The organism is Flavobacterium sp. SM15, assembly GCF_022012335.1.
Taxonomy (GTDB): Bacteria; Bacteroidota; Bacteroidia; order Flavobacteriales; family Flavobacteriaceae; genus Flavobacterium.
On record NZ_JAKLTO010000001.1, the window covers coordinates 453,170 to 470,171 of the forward strand.

The 17,002-nt window shown below is 40.6% G+C and carries 15 protein-coding genes; 7 read left to right on the forward strand and 8 right to left on the reverse strand.

What is annotated here, in order from left to right:
- Positions 1-9 precede the first annotated feature (9 nt).
- Entirely contained in the window at positions 10-711 is a 702-nt protein-coding gene (locus LZZ90_RS02160) for a hypothetical protein (RefSeq protein ID WP_237789035.1), read from the forward strand.
- 75 nt (positions 712-786) lie between these two features.
- Entirely contained in the window at positions 787-2,388 is a 1,602-nt protein-coding gene (locus LZZ90_RS02165; RefSeq protein WP_237789036.1) for a fumarate hydratase, read from the forward strand.
- Positions 2,389-2,439: 51 nt separating this feature from the next.
- Here LZZ90_RS02165 and LZZ90_RS02170 read toward each other — a convergent pair whose 3' ends face one another.
- The 7 genes from LZZ90_RS02170 to LZZ90_RS02200 all read right to left on the reverse strand — a co-directional run bounded on the left by LZZ90_RS02170 (position 2,440) and on the right by LZZ90_RS02200 (position 10,814).
- Entirely contained in the window at positions 2,440-3,606 is a 1,167-nt protein-coding gene (locus tag LZZ90_RS02170; RefSeq protein ID WP_237789037.1) for a class I SAM-dependent rRNA methyltransferase, read from the reverse strand.
- An 86-nt stretch (positions 3,607-3,692) separates the two neighbouring features.
- Positions 3,693-4,352 carry a 3-oxoacid CoA-transferase subunit B gene (locus tag LZZ90_RS02175; RefSeq protein WP_237789038.1) on the reverse strand — a complete coding sequence of 220 codons (660 nt, stop codon included), beginning with the start codon at positions 4,350-4,352 and terminating at the stop codon, positions 3,693-3,695.
- 2 nt (positions 4,353-4,354) lie between these two features.
- A complete protein-coding gene (locus LZZ90_RS02180) occupies positions 4,355-5,059 on the reverse strand; it encodes a CoA transferase subunit A (RefSeq protein ID WP_237789039.1) in 705 nt (234 codons plus the stop codon).
- A gap of 68 nt (positions 5,060-5,127) precedes the next feature.
- The gene (locus LZZ90_RS02185; protein ID WP_237789040.1) at positions 5,128-7,428 is read right to left on the reverse strand and encodes a penicillin-binding protein 1A; all 2,301 of its coding nucleotides are present in this window, start codon (positions 7,426-7,428) and stop codon (positions 5,128-5,130) included.
- 2 nt (positions 7,429-7,430) lie between these two features.
- The gene (locus LZZ90_RS02190) at positions 7,431-7,922 is read right to left on the reverse strand and encodes a gliding motility lipoprotein GldH (RefSeq protein ID WP_237789185.1); all 492 of its coding nucleotides are present in this window, start codon (positions 7,920-7,922) and stop codon (positions 7,431-7,433) included.
- Positions 7,906-9,255, reverse strand: coding sequence for a regulatory iron-sulfur-containing complex subunit RicT (gene ricT, locus LZZ90_RS02195; protein ID WP_237789041.1), 1,350 nt, complete (start codon positions 9,253-9,255; stop codon positions 7,906-7,908). Before ricT ends, LZZ90_RS02190 begins: the two co-directional genes overlap by 17 nt.
- A 191-nt stretch (positions 9,256-9,446) precedes the next feature.
- Positions 9,447-10,814: a rhodanese-related sulfurtransferase gene (locus LZZ90_RS02200; RefSeq protein WP_237789042.1), complete on the reverse strand. Its 1,368-nt coding sequence runs from the start codon at positions 10,812-10,814 to the stop codon at positions 9,447-9,449.
- 184 nt (positions 10,815-10,998) lie between these two features.
- On the opposite strand from LZZ90_RS02200, the gene recA reads away from it, so the two are divergent.
- The 4 genes from recA to LZZ90_RS02220 all read left to right on the forward strand — a co-directional run bounded on the left by recA (position 10,999) and on the right by LZZ90_RS02220 (position 15,088).
- Positions 10,999-12,003: a recombinase RecA gene (gene recA, locus LZZ90_RS02205; RefSeq protein ID WP_237789043.1), complete on the forward strand. Its 1,005-nt coding sequence runs from the start codon at positions 10,999-11,001 to the stop codon at positions 12,001-12,003.
- A 90-nt stretch (positions 12,004-12,093) separates the two neighbouring features.
- Positions 12,094-12,513 (forward strand): hypothetical protein, encoded by a 420-nt coding sequence (locus LZZ90_RS02210; RefSeq protein ID WP_237789044.1) that lies wholly within the window; start codon positions 12,094-12,096, stop codon positions 12,511-12,513.
- An 11-nt stretch (positions 12,514-12,524) separates the two neighbouring features.
- A complete protein-coding gene (locus LZZ90_RS02215) occupies positions 12,525-13,070 on the forward strand; it encodes an RNA polymerase sigma factor (RefSeq protein ID WP_237789045.1) in 546 nt (181 codons plus the stop codon).
- Positions 13,067-15,088, forward strand: a complete 2,022-nt coding sequence (locus tag LZZ90_RS02220; RefSeq protein ID WP_237789046.1) for an outer membrane beta-barrel protein — start codon at positions 13,067-13,069, stop codon at positions 15,086-15,088. The genes LZZ90_RS02215 and LZZ90_RS02220 overlap by 4 nt, the downstream gene beginning before the upstream one ends.
- A gap of 116 nt (positions 15,089-15,204) precedes the next feature.
- Here LZZ90_RS02220 and LZZ90_RS02225 read toward each other — a convergent pair whose 3' ends face one another.
- On the reverse strand, positions 15,205-15,954 hold the full coding sequence (locus tag LZZ90_RS02225; protein WP_237789047.1) for a 1-acyl-sn-glycerol-3-phosphate acyltransferase: 750 nt from the start codon (positions 15,952-15,954) through the stop codon (positions 15,205-15,207).
- Positions 15,955-16,022: 68 nt separating this feature from the next.
- Between LZZ90_RS02225 and trpS the strand changes: the two genes are divergently transcribed.
- Positions 16,023-16,991, forward strand: coding sequence for a tryptophan--tRNA ligase (gene trpS, locus LZZ90_RS02230; protein ID WP_237789048.1), 969 nt, complete (start codon positions 16,023-16,025; stop codon positions 16,989-16,991).
- Positions 16,992-17,002 lie beyond the last annotated feature (11 nt).

The window sequence follows — 17,002 nt, forward strand, 5'->3', positions numbered from 1 at the left end:
CTATTAATTATGAGACCATTCGGTTTACTGCTTGGACTTCTGCTGCTGCTTGGATGTAAGGATAAAAAACAAAGCATCAGTCAGCATATTGATACCGAAACACCTAAAACCTTACCGGAAGAAACCGTCATTTCTAAAACCGATACGATTTTCTTTTTTTACGAAGAACCTCAAAGACTCAAAGAATATGTACTGGTCCGCTTTCTGGATCAAAAGTTCGACAAAGACAGTATTTGTACCGCTAATTTTAAACTGGACTTCATCAAAGATAAAAAACCCCTTGGCTCTTACAAAATACAAATAAAAGGTTTTGATCAAGGTTCGGATTGGTCGGGTTCTCTGGAACTGGACTCCATTGCATCACCCTTGAAAAGCATTCGCGTAGGCTATCCTGCCTGTGGCTACAATCAAAACAATTTTCTCTTTCACACCCAAGGGAAAAAGATTGATTTAGTTCATCAGTGGCTTTCCATGTCCGACAGCGGTTGGGGAACTTGGGGTAAGATAGTTTCCGGAACTCCTCAGGATTTTTATTTCAGAATGGAATCCTATCTGCCGGATGATAACGAGGAAGAAATGGGAATCAGTGAATGTTTCGACTCCACCCATTTCGAATTAAAAGACAACCGATGGGCAAAAAAACTCTTAACTCCCCAAGGTAAAGCCTACCGAAGTAAAAAGTTATCCTTCAACGATTTTCACAAATCTTAAGAAGAGTCTAAAGAAAAACTGTTCCTAAAAAAGGACAATATTCCTTATATTTACGCTCCGAAAAATTACTAAACTATGGACTTTCTATACCAAGACCCGTATCCGATTTTAAAAGACGATACGCAGTACCGAAAAATCACTTCCGACTACGTAAAAGTAGAGCAATTAGGCGACCGTGAAATTCTAACGGTTGACCCAAAAGGATTGGAATTGTTAGCCGAAGAAGCCATGAGCGATGTGTCGTTTATGCTTCGTTCTTCGCATTTACAAAAATTGAGAAACATCATCGAAGATCCGGAAGCGACCGACAACGACCGCTTCGTAGCCTACAACTTATTGCAAAACGCCGTAGTAGCTGTTGACGGGCAATTACCTTCTTGTCAGGATACCGGAACGGCAATCGTGATGGGAAAAAAAGGCGAGAACGTGTACACCGGAGCTGATGACGGTGAATGGCTCTCAAAAGGAATCTTCAACACCTACCAAAAAAGAAATTTGCGTTATTCTCAGATTGTACCGATTTCGATGTTCGAGGAGAAAAACTCGGGTTCGAATCTTCCGGCACAAATCGATATTTATGCTAAAAAAGGCGCTTCGTATGAATTTCTGTTTTTAGCCAAAGGTGGAGGTTCTGCCAACAAAACCTTCTTATACCAGAAAACCAAATCCTTATTAAACGAGAAATCGCTGGATGAATTCGTTCGCGAGCGCATCATGGATTTGGGCACCTCAGCTTGTCCTCCGTACCACTTAGCCATTGTGATTGGCGGTACTTCTGCGGAAGCGAATTTAGCAGCCGTTAAAAAAGCCTCAGCCGGTTATTTCGACAATTTACCAACTTCCGGAAACATGGCGGGTCAGGCCTTCCGTGATTTGGAATGGGAAAAACGCGTTCAGCAAATTTGCCAGGAAAGCCACATCGGAGCGCAGTTCGGTGGAAAATATTTAACGCATGATGTTCGTGTGATTCGTTTACCACGTCACGCTGCTTCTTGCCCGGTGGGAATGGGCGTTTCCTGTTCGGCCGATAGAAACATCAAAGGAAAAATCACCAAAGACGGAATTTTCGTAGAGCAGTTGGAAGTGAATCCGAAACAGTTCTTGCCGGAAACCGCTCCGCATTTGGAAGCACCGGTGGAAATCGACTTGAACCGCCCAATGGCTGAAGTTTTAGCCGAGCTTTCAAAATACCCAATCAAAACACGTTTAAAACTAAACGGAACCTTGATTGTGGCCCGTGACATCGCCCATGCAAAAATCAAAGAATTATTAGATGCCGGAAAACCAATGCCGGACTACTTTAAAAACCACCCGGTGTATTACGCCGGACCAGCAAAAACTCCAGAAGGAATGCCTTCGGGAAGTTTCGGACCAACTACAGCAGGACGTATGGACGTTTATGTAGATGAATTCCAAAAACACGGTGGTAGCATGATCATGTTAGCCAAAGGAAACCGTAGCAAAGACGTAATGAATGCGTGTAAAACGTATGGTGGTTTCTATTTAGGTTCCATTGGTGGGCCAGCCGCAATTTTAGCTAAAGAAAACATCCTTTCTGTGGAAGTGGTTGATTTCGAAGAATTAGGTATGGAAGCGGTTCGTAAAATTACCATTAAAGATTTCCCTGCATTTATTATTACCGATGACAAAGGAAATGACTTTTTTGAAAATTTATAATCCGAACAAATTGCTATAAAAAAAAGACCGTCTTAATTGACGGTCTTTTTTTTATTCTACATATAAAACTAATCCTTTCAGGTAATGCCCTTCCGGATGGTAAATGTTGGTAGGATGGTCCGGGCCTTGGGATAATTTATGCAACACACGGATGTTTCTTCCGGTTTCGATGGCTGCAGCAGCTATGGTATTGTAAAACAACACATCGTCAATTACCTGTGAACAGGAAAATGTGAATAGAATTCCTTTTGGAGCTAAGGCTTTTAATCCGGCGATATTTAAGCGTTTATAAGCTTGGGTTGCCGTGTGTTTGCTTTTGATACTTTTGGCAAAAGCCGGCGGATCCAGTACGATCAAATCGTATTGTTGGTTGTGTTCTTTTAAGAAATCGAAAACGTCGGAAGCTACAGCCTCGTGGTTGCAATCGTCGTAATTCAGCTCCATGTTTCGTTCGGCTAGAGCCACCGCTTTTTCGGAAATATCTACCGAAGTAACCAGTTGCGCTCCTGCACTCATCGCATAAATGGAAAATCCACCGGTATAACAGAACGTATTCAGAACACGCTTACCATGAGCATACTGTGCCAATAATTTACGGTTGTCTCTCTGGTCTAAAAAGAAACCCGTTTTCTGTCCTTCCACCCAATTAACTGCAAACAAAATATTGTTTTCTTTGGCTACGGTTTCAGGCTTATTTCCATGTAAAAAAAAATCTTTTCCTGTGTTGGGAAGCGTTCCGGAACTTTTGCAATATATCGTTTCGCAATAATCGGCAAAATTATTTCTAATGGCTTCCGTAATTTGTTCCATTTGAGCATAAATTCCGGAAGAATGTGCCTGCAATACCCAGTTTTTATCGTAATAATCGATAATCAAGCCCGGAATTCCATCCCCTTCTCCATGAATTAGACGGAACGCATTGGTTTCTTCTAACTTTAATAATTTCAAACGCAATTCCCATGCGGATTTTAATTTATCGGCCCAGAAATTGGTATCGAATTGTTCCTTTTCGAAAGTTAAGATGCGCACCACGATACTTCCGCGGTCACTGAAATAACCAGTTGCCAAGTGCTTATTATTGGAATCTACCACATCGACCATTTCTCCATCGTTCAACTCCTGACTCACACCATACACCGCTCCACTAAACACCCATGGGTGACGGCGTTGTACTGATTTTTCTTTTCCCGGCTTTAATATTACTTTCGGATAACTCATTGTTCTGTATTTTGATGCAAAGTTAAAAACAAAAAGCATCTTTAGTGTTTTTTACTAAAGACGCTTTTTAACTATTTTGATTCTGATTAATCGATAGCCATTTCCGGAATATCGCCTTCAATGATCAATTCGGCTTCGGTAGCTTTGATAATATCTTCAACAGTTACTCCTGGTGCGCGTTCCAAAAGTTTGAATCCTTTCGGAGTTACTTCTAAAACAGCTAATTCGGTTACTACTTTCTTCACACAGCCAACACCCGTTAAGGGCAAAGTACATCGTTTAAGGATTTTAGATTCCCCCGCTTTGTTCACGTGCATCATGGCCACGATGATATTCTCTGCGGAAGCTACCAAATCCATAGCACCTCCCATTCCTTTTACCATTTTCCCCGGAATTTTCCAGTTGGCAATGTCTCCGTTTTCAGAAACTTCCATCGCCCCTAAAATAGTTAAATCCACTTTTTGCGCGCGGATCATACCGAAACTGAACGCCGAATCAAAGAAACTTGCGCCCGGTAAGGTAGTGATGGTTTGCTTACCGGCGTTGATGATATCGGCATCTTCTTCCCCTTCAAACGGGAAAGGTCCCATACCCAAAACCCCGTTTTCACTCTGAAATTCTACGGAAATATCGTGACGCACATAATTTGCCACCAACGTAGGAATTCCAATTCCTAAGTTTACAAAGTAGCGGTCTTTTACTTCTTTTGCTATGCGTTTTGCAATCTGATTTTTATCTAAAGCCATGATTATTCTTCTCTTTTTCGGGTGGTACGTTGTTCGATTCGCTTCTCAAATTTCGCTCCTTGGAAGATGCGCTGCACCATAATTCCCGGGATGTGAATCTGGTTCGGGTCTAAAGTTCCAGCAGGCACCAATTCTTCCACCTCAGCGATGGTAATTTTTGCCGCTCCGGCCATACAACCGTTAAAGTTACGTGCAGTTCCTTTGAAAATCAGGTTTCCGGCTTCATCACCTTTCCATGCCTTCACAATGGAGAAATCCGCATTGTACGCCAATTCCATTACATGCATTTTTCCGTTGAATTCACGGGTTTCTTTTCCTTCGGCTACTTCGGTTCCGAAACCTGCCGGTGTAAAGAAGGCTGGAATTCCTGCTTGAGCTGCGCGGCATTTTTCTGCCAAAGTGCCTTGAGGAGTCAATTCCACATCCAATTCTCCGGAAAGCATCTGACGCTCAAACTCCGCATTTTCCCCAACGTACGAAGAAATCATTTTTTTAATCTGATGTTTCTGAAGCAACAAGCCCAATCCGAAATCATCCACCCCTGCATTATTGGAAATACAGGTCAATTCTTTTATGTCTTTTTTTACCAATTCGGCGATACTGTTTTCGGGAATTCCGCACAGTCCGAAACCACCCAACATGATGGTTTGCCCGTCTTTGATATCGTGCAACGCTTCCTGAACATTGGCCACTTTTTTGTTAATCATAACGTTATTGTGTTAGTTTTAGTTGTTTGTATATAAAGCAAGCGCCTTATGGTAAGGCGCTCATAGTCTTAAAAATCAAATTCTTCGGTTTGAGTATCCCCTTCCACGGCTGTACTGTCGACCACTGCTTTTTTAGGCGTCCAACAGTCTACCTTAATAGAGAAATTTTCCGGTTTTTCAAAGGGTTTTTGGGAAACATTCAAACTTGGGTCTTCATAACATTTTTTCATAAAGATTCCCCAAATCGGCAAGGCCATTGTGGCTCCCTGTCCCATATTGGTCTGTTCAAAATGTGCGGATCGGTCTTCATTCCCTACCCAGACTCCGGCGGCTAAATTCGGCACCATCCCGATAAACCATCCGTCGGAATTGTTTTGGGAAGTACCTGTTTTCCCCGCTATCGGATTTCTTAAATTATACGGAACTCCGGTAACTCTGGCCGATTCCGGTGCACTTCCCCAGCGCAAACGGGAACCAGTTCCGTATTCGGTAACCCCTTCCATCAATTTGATCATGGTATAGGCGATGTCTTTACTCATTACATCACGGGATTCCGGCGCCGGTTCATATAAAACCACTCCGTTTTTATCCACAATTTTCACAATTACCTGTGGCTTCATGTAAACCCCTTGATTGGCAAACGTACTAAAAGCGGCAACCATTTCTTCCACAGTGATATCCACAGCTCCCAAAGCGATGGAAGGCTGAACGGGAATTTTAGAGGTAACGCCAAGTTTTTTGGTCATGTCCACCACCGCTTCAGGACCTACTTTGTCAATCAATTTCGCAGAAACGGTATTTATGGAATTTGCTAAAGCAGATTTTAAGTTTACCAAACCACGATAATTTCCGGTAGAGTTTTTAGGCGTCCAGTCGGCATCGATCCCGTAACGTCCTTTTGGCATAGTAAACGGTGAATCTACTATAGAGTCACAAGGAGACATCTTCAATTGTTCTATGGCAGTAGCATACAAAAATGGCTTAAACGTAGAACCTACCTGTCTGGCCCCTTGTGCTACGTGATCGTATTGAAAGTGCTTATAATTGATTCCACCAACCCAAGCTCTTACATGACCTGTTTGTGGTTCCATGGCCATCATTCCGGCCTGAAGGAAATGCTTGTAGTACAAAATGGAATCGCGCGGTGTCAACAAAGTGTCTTTTTCTCCTTTCCAGGTAAAAATTTGCATTTTTGTCGGTACTTCAAATGATTTCAGGATTTTGCTTTCCTCAAAACCTTTTTCTTTCATGATACGCCAACGTTCAGAGTTTTTCATGGATCGTTCCATGATTAGTTTGGTCTCCTCTGGTGTAATACCTACGAAAGGTGCGTTTGGATTGTCTTTTTGTCTTTTGTTAAATTCCTCTTGCAGATTAGCCAAGTGTTCTGAGGCCGCTTCTTCTGCATATTGCTGCATTCTGGAATCAATGGTTGTATAGATTTTCAGACCGTCACGGTAAATATCATATTCACCATCACCGTCTTTTTTAGGATTTTCTTTCACCCATTTTTTCATAAAATCACGCAAATATTCTCTAAAATACGTTGCGCTTCCTTCAATATGACTCTCAGGTGTAAATTTTAAAATGATCGGTTGCCTTTGGAAGTATTCTTTTTTCTCTTTGGTTATAAATCCGTTTTTCTCCATCTGGTGCAACACCACATTTCTTCTTTGTCTGGATTTTTCAGGATTTTTTTTCGGATTATACGTAGACGGAGCTTTAAGCATTCCTACAAACACAGCCGCTTCATCCACCGTCAGATCTTTAGGTTCTTTCCCGAAATACACTTTAGAAGCCGAACGGATTCCCACTGCAGTATTCACAAAATCCACCGTATTCAAATAGTGGGCAATAATTTCCTGTTTGGTATACTGACGCTCCAATTTAGTAGCAATAATCCATTCCTTAGCTTTCTGAATGATACGGAACGGTAAAAACTTCGATCCTTCTCCGTGAAATAGGTTCTTCGCCAACTGCTGGGTTAAGGTACTTGCCCCACCACTTCTTCCTAAACTCAAAACGGCACGAAGGGTTCCTTTACTGTCAATTCCGGAGTGTTCGTAAAAACGTTCGTCCTCCGTAGCCACTAAAGCTTTTACCAAATGGTCCGGAAGCTCTGCATATTTTACCGGGGTTCTGTTCTCCAGATAGAATTTCCCAATGGTTACCCCATCGGAAGAAATAATCTCTGTAGCGACGTTAGAATTCGGATTCTCCAATTCATCAAACGAAGGCATCGAACCGAAAAGCCCCCATGAGGCGAAAAGAAAAAATAAAATCACACCACCAAAACAGTAAAAAAACAGTTTCCAGAACTTTTTAACGTACGGTGAAAAATCTTCTTTTTTATTATTGATTTGAGCCATGCTTATTTTGTTTTTTCAATTCTAAATCCAACTTCAGAAACTCCGGGAAGTTGCTCCATTCCAGGTACTTTTCCGGTTTCTCGAACTGCCTGTTCGATACTCACAACATACTTTCCTTTTTGATGAAAATTCTCGTTTTCCTTGTACCAAAGTTTGCTTTCTTTAACATCCGACCAGCCTTCACCCATTAGTGAACCATCCGGATTTGCCATCTGGTACTCCAATGTATCTACCTTGGTTACCCCGTTTGGCTGCAACATGGAAACAATAAGGAACAAATTATTGAACGGATAATCGTTGTTGTTTCGAATGTTAACAAACATATTGTAGCGTTGCACCGTATCGTTCTGATCAAAGGTAAAGGCAATCTTCTGTTTTTTATGCCAAGAACCGTCTATTTTTTGGTACTCGTCGAAAACTCTTTGCTTATCACAGGAAATCAGCGAAAAAACAACTGCAAATCCCAAAATGAAAAATTTATTCTTTGGAAGCATCTTTATCATTTGACGGTTTGTTTCGATTAGGTTTGTATCGTTTTTTAGTTCTTTTTTGCTCCTCAGAAGCATTGTTTTTATTGGTTGGTTCCGGACGCTCCTGATTCTCCTGTCTTTGCGGACGCTCTCCACGCTCTTGCCTTTGTGGCTTTTCAGGACGCGGTTTTCGTTCCCCTTGAGGTCGGTCTGTTTTTTCTACGGTTGCATTCGGACGTTTTTTATTGGGGCGTTTCTTTTTCTTTGGTTGATCAAAACGGGTCAGACTGTCTTGCCCTACCGCATTTTGGAAGTTTTTCTCCACCGATTGGGTTTCTTCCACCGCATAATCTTCTATAGACGAAATGCGTTTTTTCTCTTTGTTTATCGCAACAATTTCCTTTACCTGCTCCACGCGCAACACGTGCCAATGGGCAAAATTATCGGTATAAGCAAACCACATTAGCCCTTTAAAAATGTCTAATTTTTGGCAAACCGCGTCTCCTTTTTCGGTGTAGAGTTTGGTGTCCATTTCCGGAAAGCCTTTTAAAGCATCCAGATACGTGTCTAGTTCATAGTTTAAACAGCATTTCAGTTTTCCGCATTGTCCGGCTAATTTCTGTGGATTCAATGAAAGTTGCTGATAACGCGCCGCCGCTGTATTCACACTTCTAAAATCAGTCAGCCAAGTCGAACAGCACAATTCACGGCCACAAGAACCAATTCCTCCCAAACGAGCTGCTTCCTGACGGAAACCAACCTGCTTCATTTCAATTCGGATACTGAATTCTTTTGCAAAATCTTTGATCAATTGACGGAAATCCACACGGTCGTTCGCCGTATAATAGAAGGTCGCTTTGGATGCATCGCCCTGAAATTCAATGTCGGAAATTTTCATTTCCAGTTTTAATGCGATAGCGATTTCACGCGCACGCACTTTCATTGGTTCTTCCCTGTCGCGGGATTCACTCCAGATGTCGATGTCTTTTTGAGACGCTTTTCGGTACACTTTAGGGACTTCTCCTTCCGGATTCACTGCTTTTTTCTTCATTTGCACCTTTACCAACTCGCCGGTTAAGGTTACAATTCCCACATCGTGACCTGGTGAAGCCTCTGTGGCTACGATGTCACCAATGGACAAAGTTAACTTTTCGGTATTTCTGAAAAACTCTTTTCTTCCGTTTTTAAAGCGAACTTCCACGCAGTCGAAAGGTTCCTGACCTCCCGGTAAACTCATGTTGGAAAGCCAATCGAAAACCGTTAATTTGTTGCAGCTATCGGTGCCGCAAGTCCCGTTATTTTTACATCCGCGCGGTGTTCCGTCCTTGGAACCCGTGGAACAGTTGGTACATGCCATAGTTTGAATATATAGTGGTCGTCCTTGAATTGGACTACTTGGTTCGTAATTAAGTTTTGTGTGTAAAGATAGTATTTTTTACTTGCAAAGCCACAATCTGAAAAGTTGTAATCTTCTTAAATTTTGCAAACAAAAAAACCTACTACATTTATAAAACGCAGTAGGTTTAGTATTAGTATTTTAAAACAGACTTAGTCTAAAATTTTGTATAATTTATCGGACAAACGAACACGGAACGGAACCGCAAAGGTAATTTTATCGCCTTTTATTGCTACCGTATTGTCTTGGCCGTTGACACGCATTGCCTCTACAATCAATTCCTGATTTCCAGTAGTTGGCCCAACAATTAAAATTTTATCTCCCGTTTTAATTTCGTTGTGTGTTAGTGAAAATTGTGCCACACCGGCTTTGGTGAAATAATGTTCTGCAACGCCCAAGATCGTTTTCTTGGTTTTAATGCGTTGACGGATGTTTTTCGGTGCTTCATCCTCCGATGCAACAGCTAACGAAATGCCTTCCAAAACACCTGATTTTTTAAATTTCAGGGATTCCGATTTCCCTTTGCGGAAGATTTTATTCCCTACTTGTAATCCTTTACGTTTTTTGATTTGATCCACTAATGGCAAATGGATTGTTTCCTGACAGTCTGTAGAACAACAATTTTCCATTTTTTCCGCACACGCATCACACTGAATGAACAACAAATGACACGCATCGTTGGCACAGTTGGTATGATTGTCACACGGTTTTCCACACTGGTGGCATTGTGCAATGATATCGTTGGTGATTCTTTCTCCTAAACGGTGATCGAATACGAAATTCTTTCCGATGAACTTGCTCTCGATCCCTTCTTCTTTAATCTGTTTGGCGTAGTTAATGATTCCGCCTTCTAACTGGTACACATTTTTAAAGCCTTGGTGTTTGAAATACGCCGAAGCCTTTTCACAACGGATCCCTCCGGTACAGTACATCACCAGGTTTTTGTCTTCTTTGTGATTTTGCAATTGCTCGTTAATAATAGGCAACGATTCGCGGAAGGTTTCCACATCCGGAGTGATGGCTCCTCTGAAATGGCCTACTTCACTTTCATAATGGTTTCTGAAATCCACCACGATGGTATTTGGATCGTCTAAAATATCGTTGAACGCTTTGGCATTTAAGTGAACACCTTTATTGGTTACATCGAAAGTTTCATCGTTTAAACCATCAGCAACAATCTTATTTCGAACTTTGACCGTTAATTTTAAAAAGGAATGGTCGTCGTGTTCTACCGCTACATTAAGACGAATCCCTTTCATAAAATCATACGCTTCCAAAGTATCTCGAAAGGCTTCGAAATTTTCGGCCGGAACGCTCATTTGGGCATTGATTCCTTCTTTAGCCACATAGGTACGGCCAAGAGCATCCAGCCTGTTCCAAGCTAAAAATAAATCGTTACGAAATTGTTGAGGGTTTTCAATGTGCGCGTATTGGTAGAAAGACAAAGTAAGACGCTGTTGACCTGCCTGATCGATTAGCTCTTTTCTTTCTTCTGCGCTTAAGGTGTTATACAGTTGCATGCTATAAACGTTAAGTGAGAAATTATGTTCAAGACTCTAAATGGAAGAATCCGCTGCAAAAATAATCATTTTAAAATAAATTCCAAACACACTAACAATCAATGCCTTGAAAATATATTCAATTGTTGATAACATCTTCATGGTAACTCAAAAAAAAGCATTATTTTTAGCAAAAATTTATACCATGAGTTCAGAGAAAGAAGCCAAATTAAAAGCCTTACAATTAACATTAGACAAGTTAGACAAAACCTACGGAAAAGGCACGGTAATGAAGTTGGGAGATGCTGCCGTTGAAGAAGTAGATGCCATTCCTTCAGGTTCATTGGGAGTAGATTTAGCCTTAGGGGTAAACGGCTACCCGCGCGGAAGAATTATAGAAATCTACGGACCGGAATCTTCGGGAAAAACCACTTTAACGTTACACGCCATTGCTGAAGCTCAAAAAGCGGGAGGCTTAGCCGCCTTTATCGATGCAGAACATGCTTTCGATCGTTTTTATGCACAAAAACTAGGTGTGGATATCGACAACCTGATCATTTCACAACCGGACAACGGGGAGCAAGCCTTGGAAATTGCCGAGAACCTGATTCGTTCGGGAGCCATTGACTTAGTAGTAATTGACTCCGTAGCTGCTTTAACACCGAAAAGTGAGATTGAAGGAGAAATGGGTGATTCCAAAATGGGATTACACGCCCGTTTGATGTCACAAGCACTTAGAAAATTAACTGCTACTATTAATAAAACCAACTGTACCGTTTTCTTCATCAACCAGTTGCGTGAGAAAATCGGGGTGATGTTCGGAAATCCGGAAACCACAACAGGTGGTAATGCACTGAAATTCTACGCTTCGGTTCGTATTGATATTCGCAAATCGACACAGATCAAAGACGGGGAAACTGTTTTGGGTAACCGCACTAAAGTAAAAATCGTTAAAAATAAAGTAGCGCCACCGTTCCGTACCGCAGAATTCGACATTATGTATGGTGAAGGAATTTCAAAAACCGGCGAAGTTTTGGATTTGGCCGTAGAATTTGAAATCATCAAAAAGAGCGGTTCTTGGTTCAGTTATGGCGATACTAAGTTAGGACAAGGTCGTGATGCCGTGAAAGCTTTAATTAAAGACAATCCGGAATTGATGGACGAATTGGAACAAAAAATCAAAGAGCTCATCAAAGAAAATAACAATTAAGTTTAAAATCCCGATTTTTTTCGGGATTTTTTATTTCCAGACGCAACCTTTCTGTTTTTTTGCATCCTATAAGTACTAACAGACTATTAAATGAAAAAGTTTTTATTGTTACTAATTGTTCCTTTGTTTCATGTTTCCTGCAGCAATGACAGCGAGAGTGAAGATGTGACCTTGGAATTGTTACCGGTTAGCGAAGTGGAAATTCCCGGAAACATCAATGCTGGGAAAGACAACTCAATAAAAGTGCGTTTTGTGCGCCCTACGGAATGTTACTCATTCAATAAGTTTTATTTTGAAATGAGCAGCTCCACCCGAACAATAGCTGTGGAATCTAAAGTTGCCCATAATAATGGCAACGGTAATTGCAGGCCTTTAACAAGCAACAATATTTCCACTGAGGTTTTGAAATTTCACCCGGAAACAACAGGTAATTACAAATTAAAATTTTGGAAAGGGAAAGACACCAACGGAAACGACTTGTTTTTAACCTATGACGTTACAGCACAGTAAAAATTAAAGTTTTGGGTATAGATCAGATCGTATATAATTGCCAGCAGAACGATGTTGCAGCTCAAGAACAGCTGTACAGACTTCTTGCTCCCAAATTATTCGGGGTCTGCTTGAAATATTCCCGCAATTCCGTTGAAGCGGAAGACAATTTACAGGATGGTTTTATCCTGATTTTTGAAAAAATACACAAATTTGAATTTAAAGGCTCTTTTGAAGGCTGGGCAAAAAGAGTCATTATTAACAATATCCTTCAGCGTTACCGCACCGAAGGGGTTTTCGAAATTGTTCACGAAAACATACCCGATGTGCCCACAATAGATATTGAAGAAGACTCTGTTTCGATGGATTATTTGGTTTCAATCATTCAGGAACTCCCCGATCGGTACAGACTAGTGTTTAACCTTTATGTGGTAGATGATTATTCCCATAAAGAGATTGCAGAAATGCTGAAGATTACTATCGGAACCTCCAAATCGAATTTGGCACGTGCCCGAATGATTTTGAAAGAAAAAATTGAATCGCAACAAGCAAAAAGAAAAATTCAATCGAACAAATGAGCGAAAGACAAAATATAGATCGACTCTTTCAGGAAAAATTTAAAGACTTTGAAGTAGCTCCACCCGAACACGTTTGGAATAACATTCAATCTAAAATAAGTACTGATACCAAGAAAACACAGCCTTCTCTTCCATCATGGTTGAAATTAGGAGGTACTGCTGTGGCCTTGCTTATCGGACTGTTCCTTTTTGAGACTGTTTCTGAGAAAGGCATTCACTTTTTAAACGATAAGTCAAGAACCGCTCCAGAAACTAAATCTACGACCGCCGGTTCAGATAAAAACAATACCATTACAACTGCTGATTCGGAAACAGTAACTAACAATTCTGAAGTTAATCCAGATCAGACAGCGGTTGACAACCAATCGGTTTCTTCCAACACCGCTACCGACAAGGGTACTATTAATGCTTCGAATGCCCTGAGGGAAACAACAGCTGGAAGTACTTCTAATGGAGTATCCGCAAAAGAAAACAGTTACTCATCCTATTCAACAAATACTGTTTCTGGATCAAACAACAAGAACTCAACATCAAACAACAGCTCTTCAAAAAGAGGAACTTTTGCAAATGGGGTTTCTACAGCAAATGCTTACGCAGTAGAAAACTCTGGAAGAAAATCGCATGGAGATGCCAAATACAGCATAACCGCAAAATCTGTAAAGAGAGGCTCAACTGCTGCTTCCTTTTTGCAACGTAATACTAAGATAAATAACGGAACAATTGTAAGTGGTAAAAACGCAACTGCAAATCAACACCTTGCATCGGAAAAAGCACTTGCGGTTTCTGGCGATTCTTCTGCATTGAAAACACAAAACACTTCAAATCAGAAACTACAAAACAATGGGCAAATTATTACTAATGATGCTCAAACTGTTGCTCAAGTAAAATCAAACGAAAACAATAAATATACACTGGCTAATTCCGCTAATCAAGAAGCACACAAAACGGAACCCGGAATTAAAAATGAACCTCAGGACAACAGCGGTGATTTATTGTATGAAAACAACGCCAAATCTAAAATCGCTTACGAATCAGGCAACCGTCACCTGACTCAAAAAAACAAAAACAAAGCAGTGGTATCAGAGGTTAAAAACGAGAGCGCTGCTAAAAATAATTCTGAAAAAGACTCTAAAACTCTTATTGTCAACAGCAAAGGTGCCGATAAGATCACTTTGAATGAAAAAGCAACTAATTCTGCCCTTTCTTCTTCAGACTCAATTGCCGTTAAACAAAATACTGTAGCTAAAAATTCAGAGAAAAAAGGCGAAAAAGAAGCTACTGAAGAAAAAGACAAAAAAGACACTAAACGCAAAGACCGTTGGACCATAACCTCAAGCACAACTCCTGTTTACATGAATTTGAACGGGTATGGTTCGACCATCGATTCCAAATTCGACAACAACTCTAAAAGTTATCTTACCAAGATGAGTTACGGAGCCGGAGTAAAATATGCTCTTAACGAGAAATGGGCCATCCAAACCGGAGTAAGTACCGTAAACTTTGAATACAACACCAACGACATTACATTTTATCATTCCAATAGAAATAATGGTTTGGAACACGTTACACCCAATGGTGCAGGCACAGGAATTGTGGTGGAAAACCCAGATCCTAAAGGAATTGCATACGACAGTGGCGGTATAGTAACCACTCGTTTTGTTGGAGACATCAACCACAGAATCAGTTATGTAGAGGTTCCGATGCAGTTAAACTATAAATTGCTTAATAAAAAATTCGGAATCGATGTTATCGGAGGATTCAGTACCTTGTTTTTGAACGAAAACCGTGTAAGTGTGGTTTCTGCTGAAACAAGCATCCATATTGGTGAGGCAAACAATTTGAACCGAATCCATTTCAGTACAAACGCCGGTTTAGGTTTTCATTACAATTTTATGAAAGCTCTTCAGGTGAATTTCGAACCAATGTTTAAATATCAGATCAATACATTTAAAAGTGAATCCGACAATTTCAAACCGTATTTCATAGGGTTGTATTCCGGAATCAGTTATAAATTTTAAAAGTTAGTTAGTTAAGTTTTAGTTAAGTCAGTTTCTTTCGTGGTGGTTAGAAACGTAAATAGGCACTCTTTTGGGTTAGAGTGCCTATTTTATTTTTAGTACTTAGCTGTTTGAAATCACTTGCTGCTTTCAAAAACTTCCAACTGATTTAAAATCACTTGTCGAACCTGCTGTTTGATTTCTGCTTTATTTTCCAATGTTTTTCCTGAAGTTTCAATTGGCTCATGAATTTTGATGCGCATTTTTCCAGGACTTCCGCTAAAGAACGTAAAAGAGAATCGCTCCTTAACATCTCCAAAAGTCATTGGTAAAATTGGCAATTGGTGCTCTATGGCTATACGGAACGCACCATCTTTAAATTCATCCAACATAACACTTTCGTCTTCCGGTACACCGCCTTCGGGAAAAATACAAATACTCAATCCTTGATTGATTCTTCGCTGTGCGCGCTCAAAAACGGCAAAACGACTTTTCGAACTGCTTCGGTCAACCATAATGCAAGTCCTTTTATAGAAAAAACCAAAAAGCGGAATGTTTACCAGTTCTTTCTTCCCTACAAAAACAAACGGGTTGTCTTTTACCAAAAGCAGCATCAGCATAACGTCCATCATGGAAGTATGATTAGCCACTAACATATAACTTTTGTGCTTTTCCAATTCGTATTCCTTTTCCACTACGTAATAGAAACCCATTCCGTACAAAATGATGCGCGCCCACAAACGAGCCAACACAAAAAATTGTGGATACGTTCGTTCCGAAACAATCGAAAGAAACAATAATGGAAACAAGATTACGATTGGCACGGTCACCAAGATGTAAAACCAAATACGCCAAAGCGTCCAGAAGAGGATTTTAAAAACTTTCATAGCTTCAAAAATAACAATTCGGTTCCAACATTTTAGTAAAACCTTTACCTTTGCGTAAATTTTAAACAATGGCAAAAATATTAACCGGTGTTCAAAGTACAGGAACGCCACACTTAGGGAATCTTTTGGGAGCAATTATCCCGGCGATTGAAATGGCCGGAAAACCCGAAAACGAATCGTTTCTTTTTATTGCCGATTTGCATTCGGTAACCCAGATTAAAGACGGGAAAACATTACGTGAGAATACCTATAGTGTAGCGGCAGCTTGGCTTGCCTGTGGTTTGGACGTTAATAAGGTTACGTTTTACCGCCAGAGCGACGTTCCGCAAACGGCAGAATTGTCCTGGTACCTGAGCTGCTTCTTTCCATTCCAGCGCTTAACCTTGGCCCATTCTTTTAAAGATAAAGCCGATCGTTTGGAAGATGTAAACGCTGGGTTATTTACGTATCCGATGCTAATGGCTGCAGATATTTTATTATACGATGCTAATTTTGTACCGGTAGGAAAAGACCAGTTACAACATGTGGAAATTACTCGTGATGTTGCTTCACGCTTCAACCATCAAATGGGAGAAACTTTTGTGTTGCCTGAGGCAACAATCGAAGAAAACATCATGATCATTCCGGGAACCGATGGAGAAAAAATGAGTAAATCGCGCAACAATTTCATCAACATCTTTTTAGATGATAAAGCGTTGCGCAAACAGGTGATGTCGATTGTTACCGACAGTACCCCACTAGAAGCTCCTAAAAATCCGGATACTTGTAACGCTTTTGCTTTATATAAATTGTTGGCCACACCGGAACAAACCGAAGTGATGCGTACCAATTATTTAGGAGGAAATTACGGTTATGGTCATGCCAAACAAGCGTTATTTGAAGTTATTGTAGAAAAATTCCAAACGGAAAGAGAAAAATACAACCACTACATCAATAATCTAGAAGAAGTAGACCGACTTTTAAAAATAGGTGCCGAAAAAGCCCATAGCGTTGCTGATGGTGTTTTAGCTCGAGTACGAGAAAAATTAGGATACTAAAAAAAGCGTTC

Coding starts and splice junctions, on each gene's coding strand:
- LZZ90_RS02175 (WP_237789038.1), bottom strand. CDS start 4,352: ATGGCTTTAGATAAAAATCAGATTGCAAAACGCATAGCAAAAGAAGTA.
- recA (WP_237789043.1), top strand. CDS start 10,999: ATGAGTTCAGAGAAAGAAGCCAAATTAAAAGCCTTACAATTAACATTA.
- LZZ90_RS02200 (WP_237789042.1), bottom strand. CDS start 10,814: ATGCAACTGTATAACACCTTAAGCGCAGAAGAAAGAAAAGAGCTAATC.
- LZZ90_RS02165 (WP_237789036.1), top strand. CDS start 787: ATGGACTTTCTATACCAAGACCCGTATCCGATTTTAAAAGACGATACG.
- LZZ90_RS02190 (WP_237789185.1), bottom strand. CDS start 7,922: ATGCTTCCAAAGAATAAATTTTTCATTTTGGGATTTGCAGTTGTTTTT.
- LZZ90_RS02220 (WP_237789046.1), top strand. CDS start 13,067: ATGAGCGAAAGACAAAATATAGATCGACTCTTTCAGGAAAAATTTAAA.
- LZZ90_RS02160 (WP_237789035.1), top strand. CDS start 10: ATGAGACCATTCGGTTTACTGCTTGGACTTCTGCTGCTGCTTGGATGT.
- LZZ90_RS02210 (WP_237789044.1), top strand. CDS start 12,094: ATGAAAAAGTTTTTATTGTTACTAATTGTTCCTTTGTTTCATGTTTCC.
- LZZ90_RS02180 (WP_237789039.1), bottom strand. CDS start 5,059: ATGATTAACAAAAAAGTGGCCAATGTTCAGGAAGCGTTGCACGATATC.
- LZZ90_RS02225 (WP_237789047.1), bottom strand. CDS start 15,954: ATGAAAGTTTTTAAAATCCTCTTCTGGACGCTTTGGCGTATTTGGTTT.
- LZZ90_RS02170 (WP_237789037.1), bottom strand. CDS start 3,606: ATGAGTTATCCGAAAGTAATATTAAAGCCGGGAAAAGAAAAATCAGTA.
- trpS (WP_237789048.1), top strand. CDS start 16,023: ATGGCAAAAATATTAACCGGTGTTCAAAGTACAGGAACGCCACACTTA.
- LZZ90_RS02185 (WP_237789040.1), bottom strand. CDS start 7,428: ATGGCTCAAATCAATAATAAAAAAGAAGATTTTTCACCGTACGTTAAA.
- ricT (WP_237789041.1), bottom strand. CDS start 9,255: ATGGCATGTACCAACTGTTCCACGGGTTCCAAGGACGGAACACCGCGC.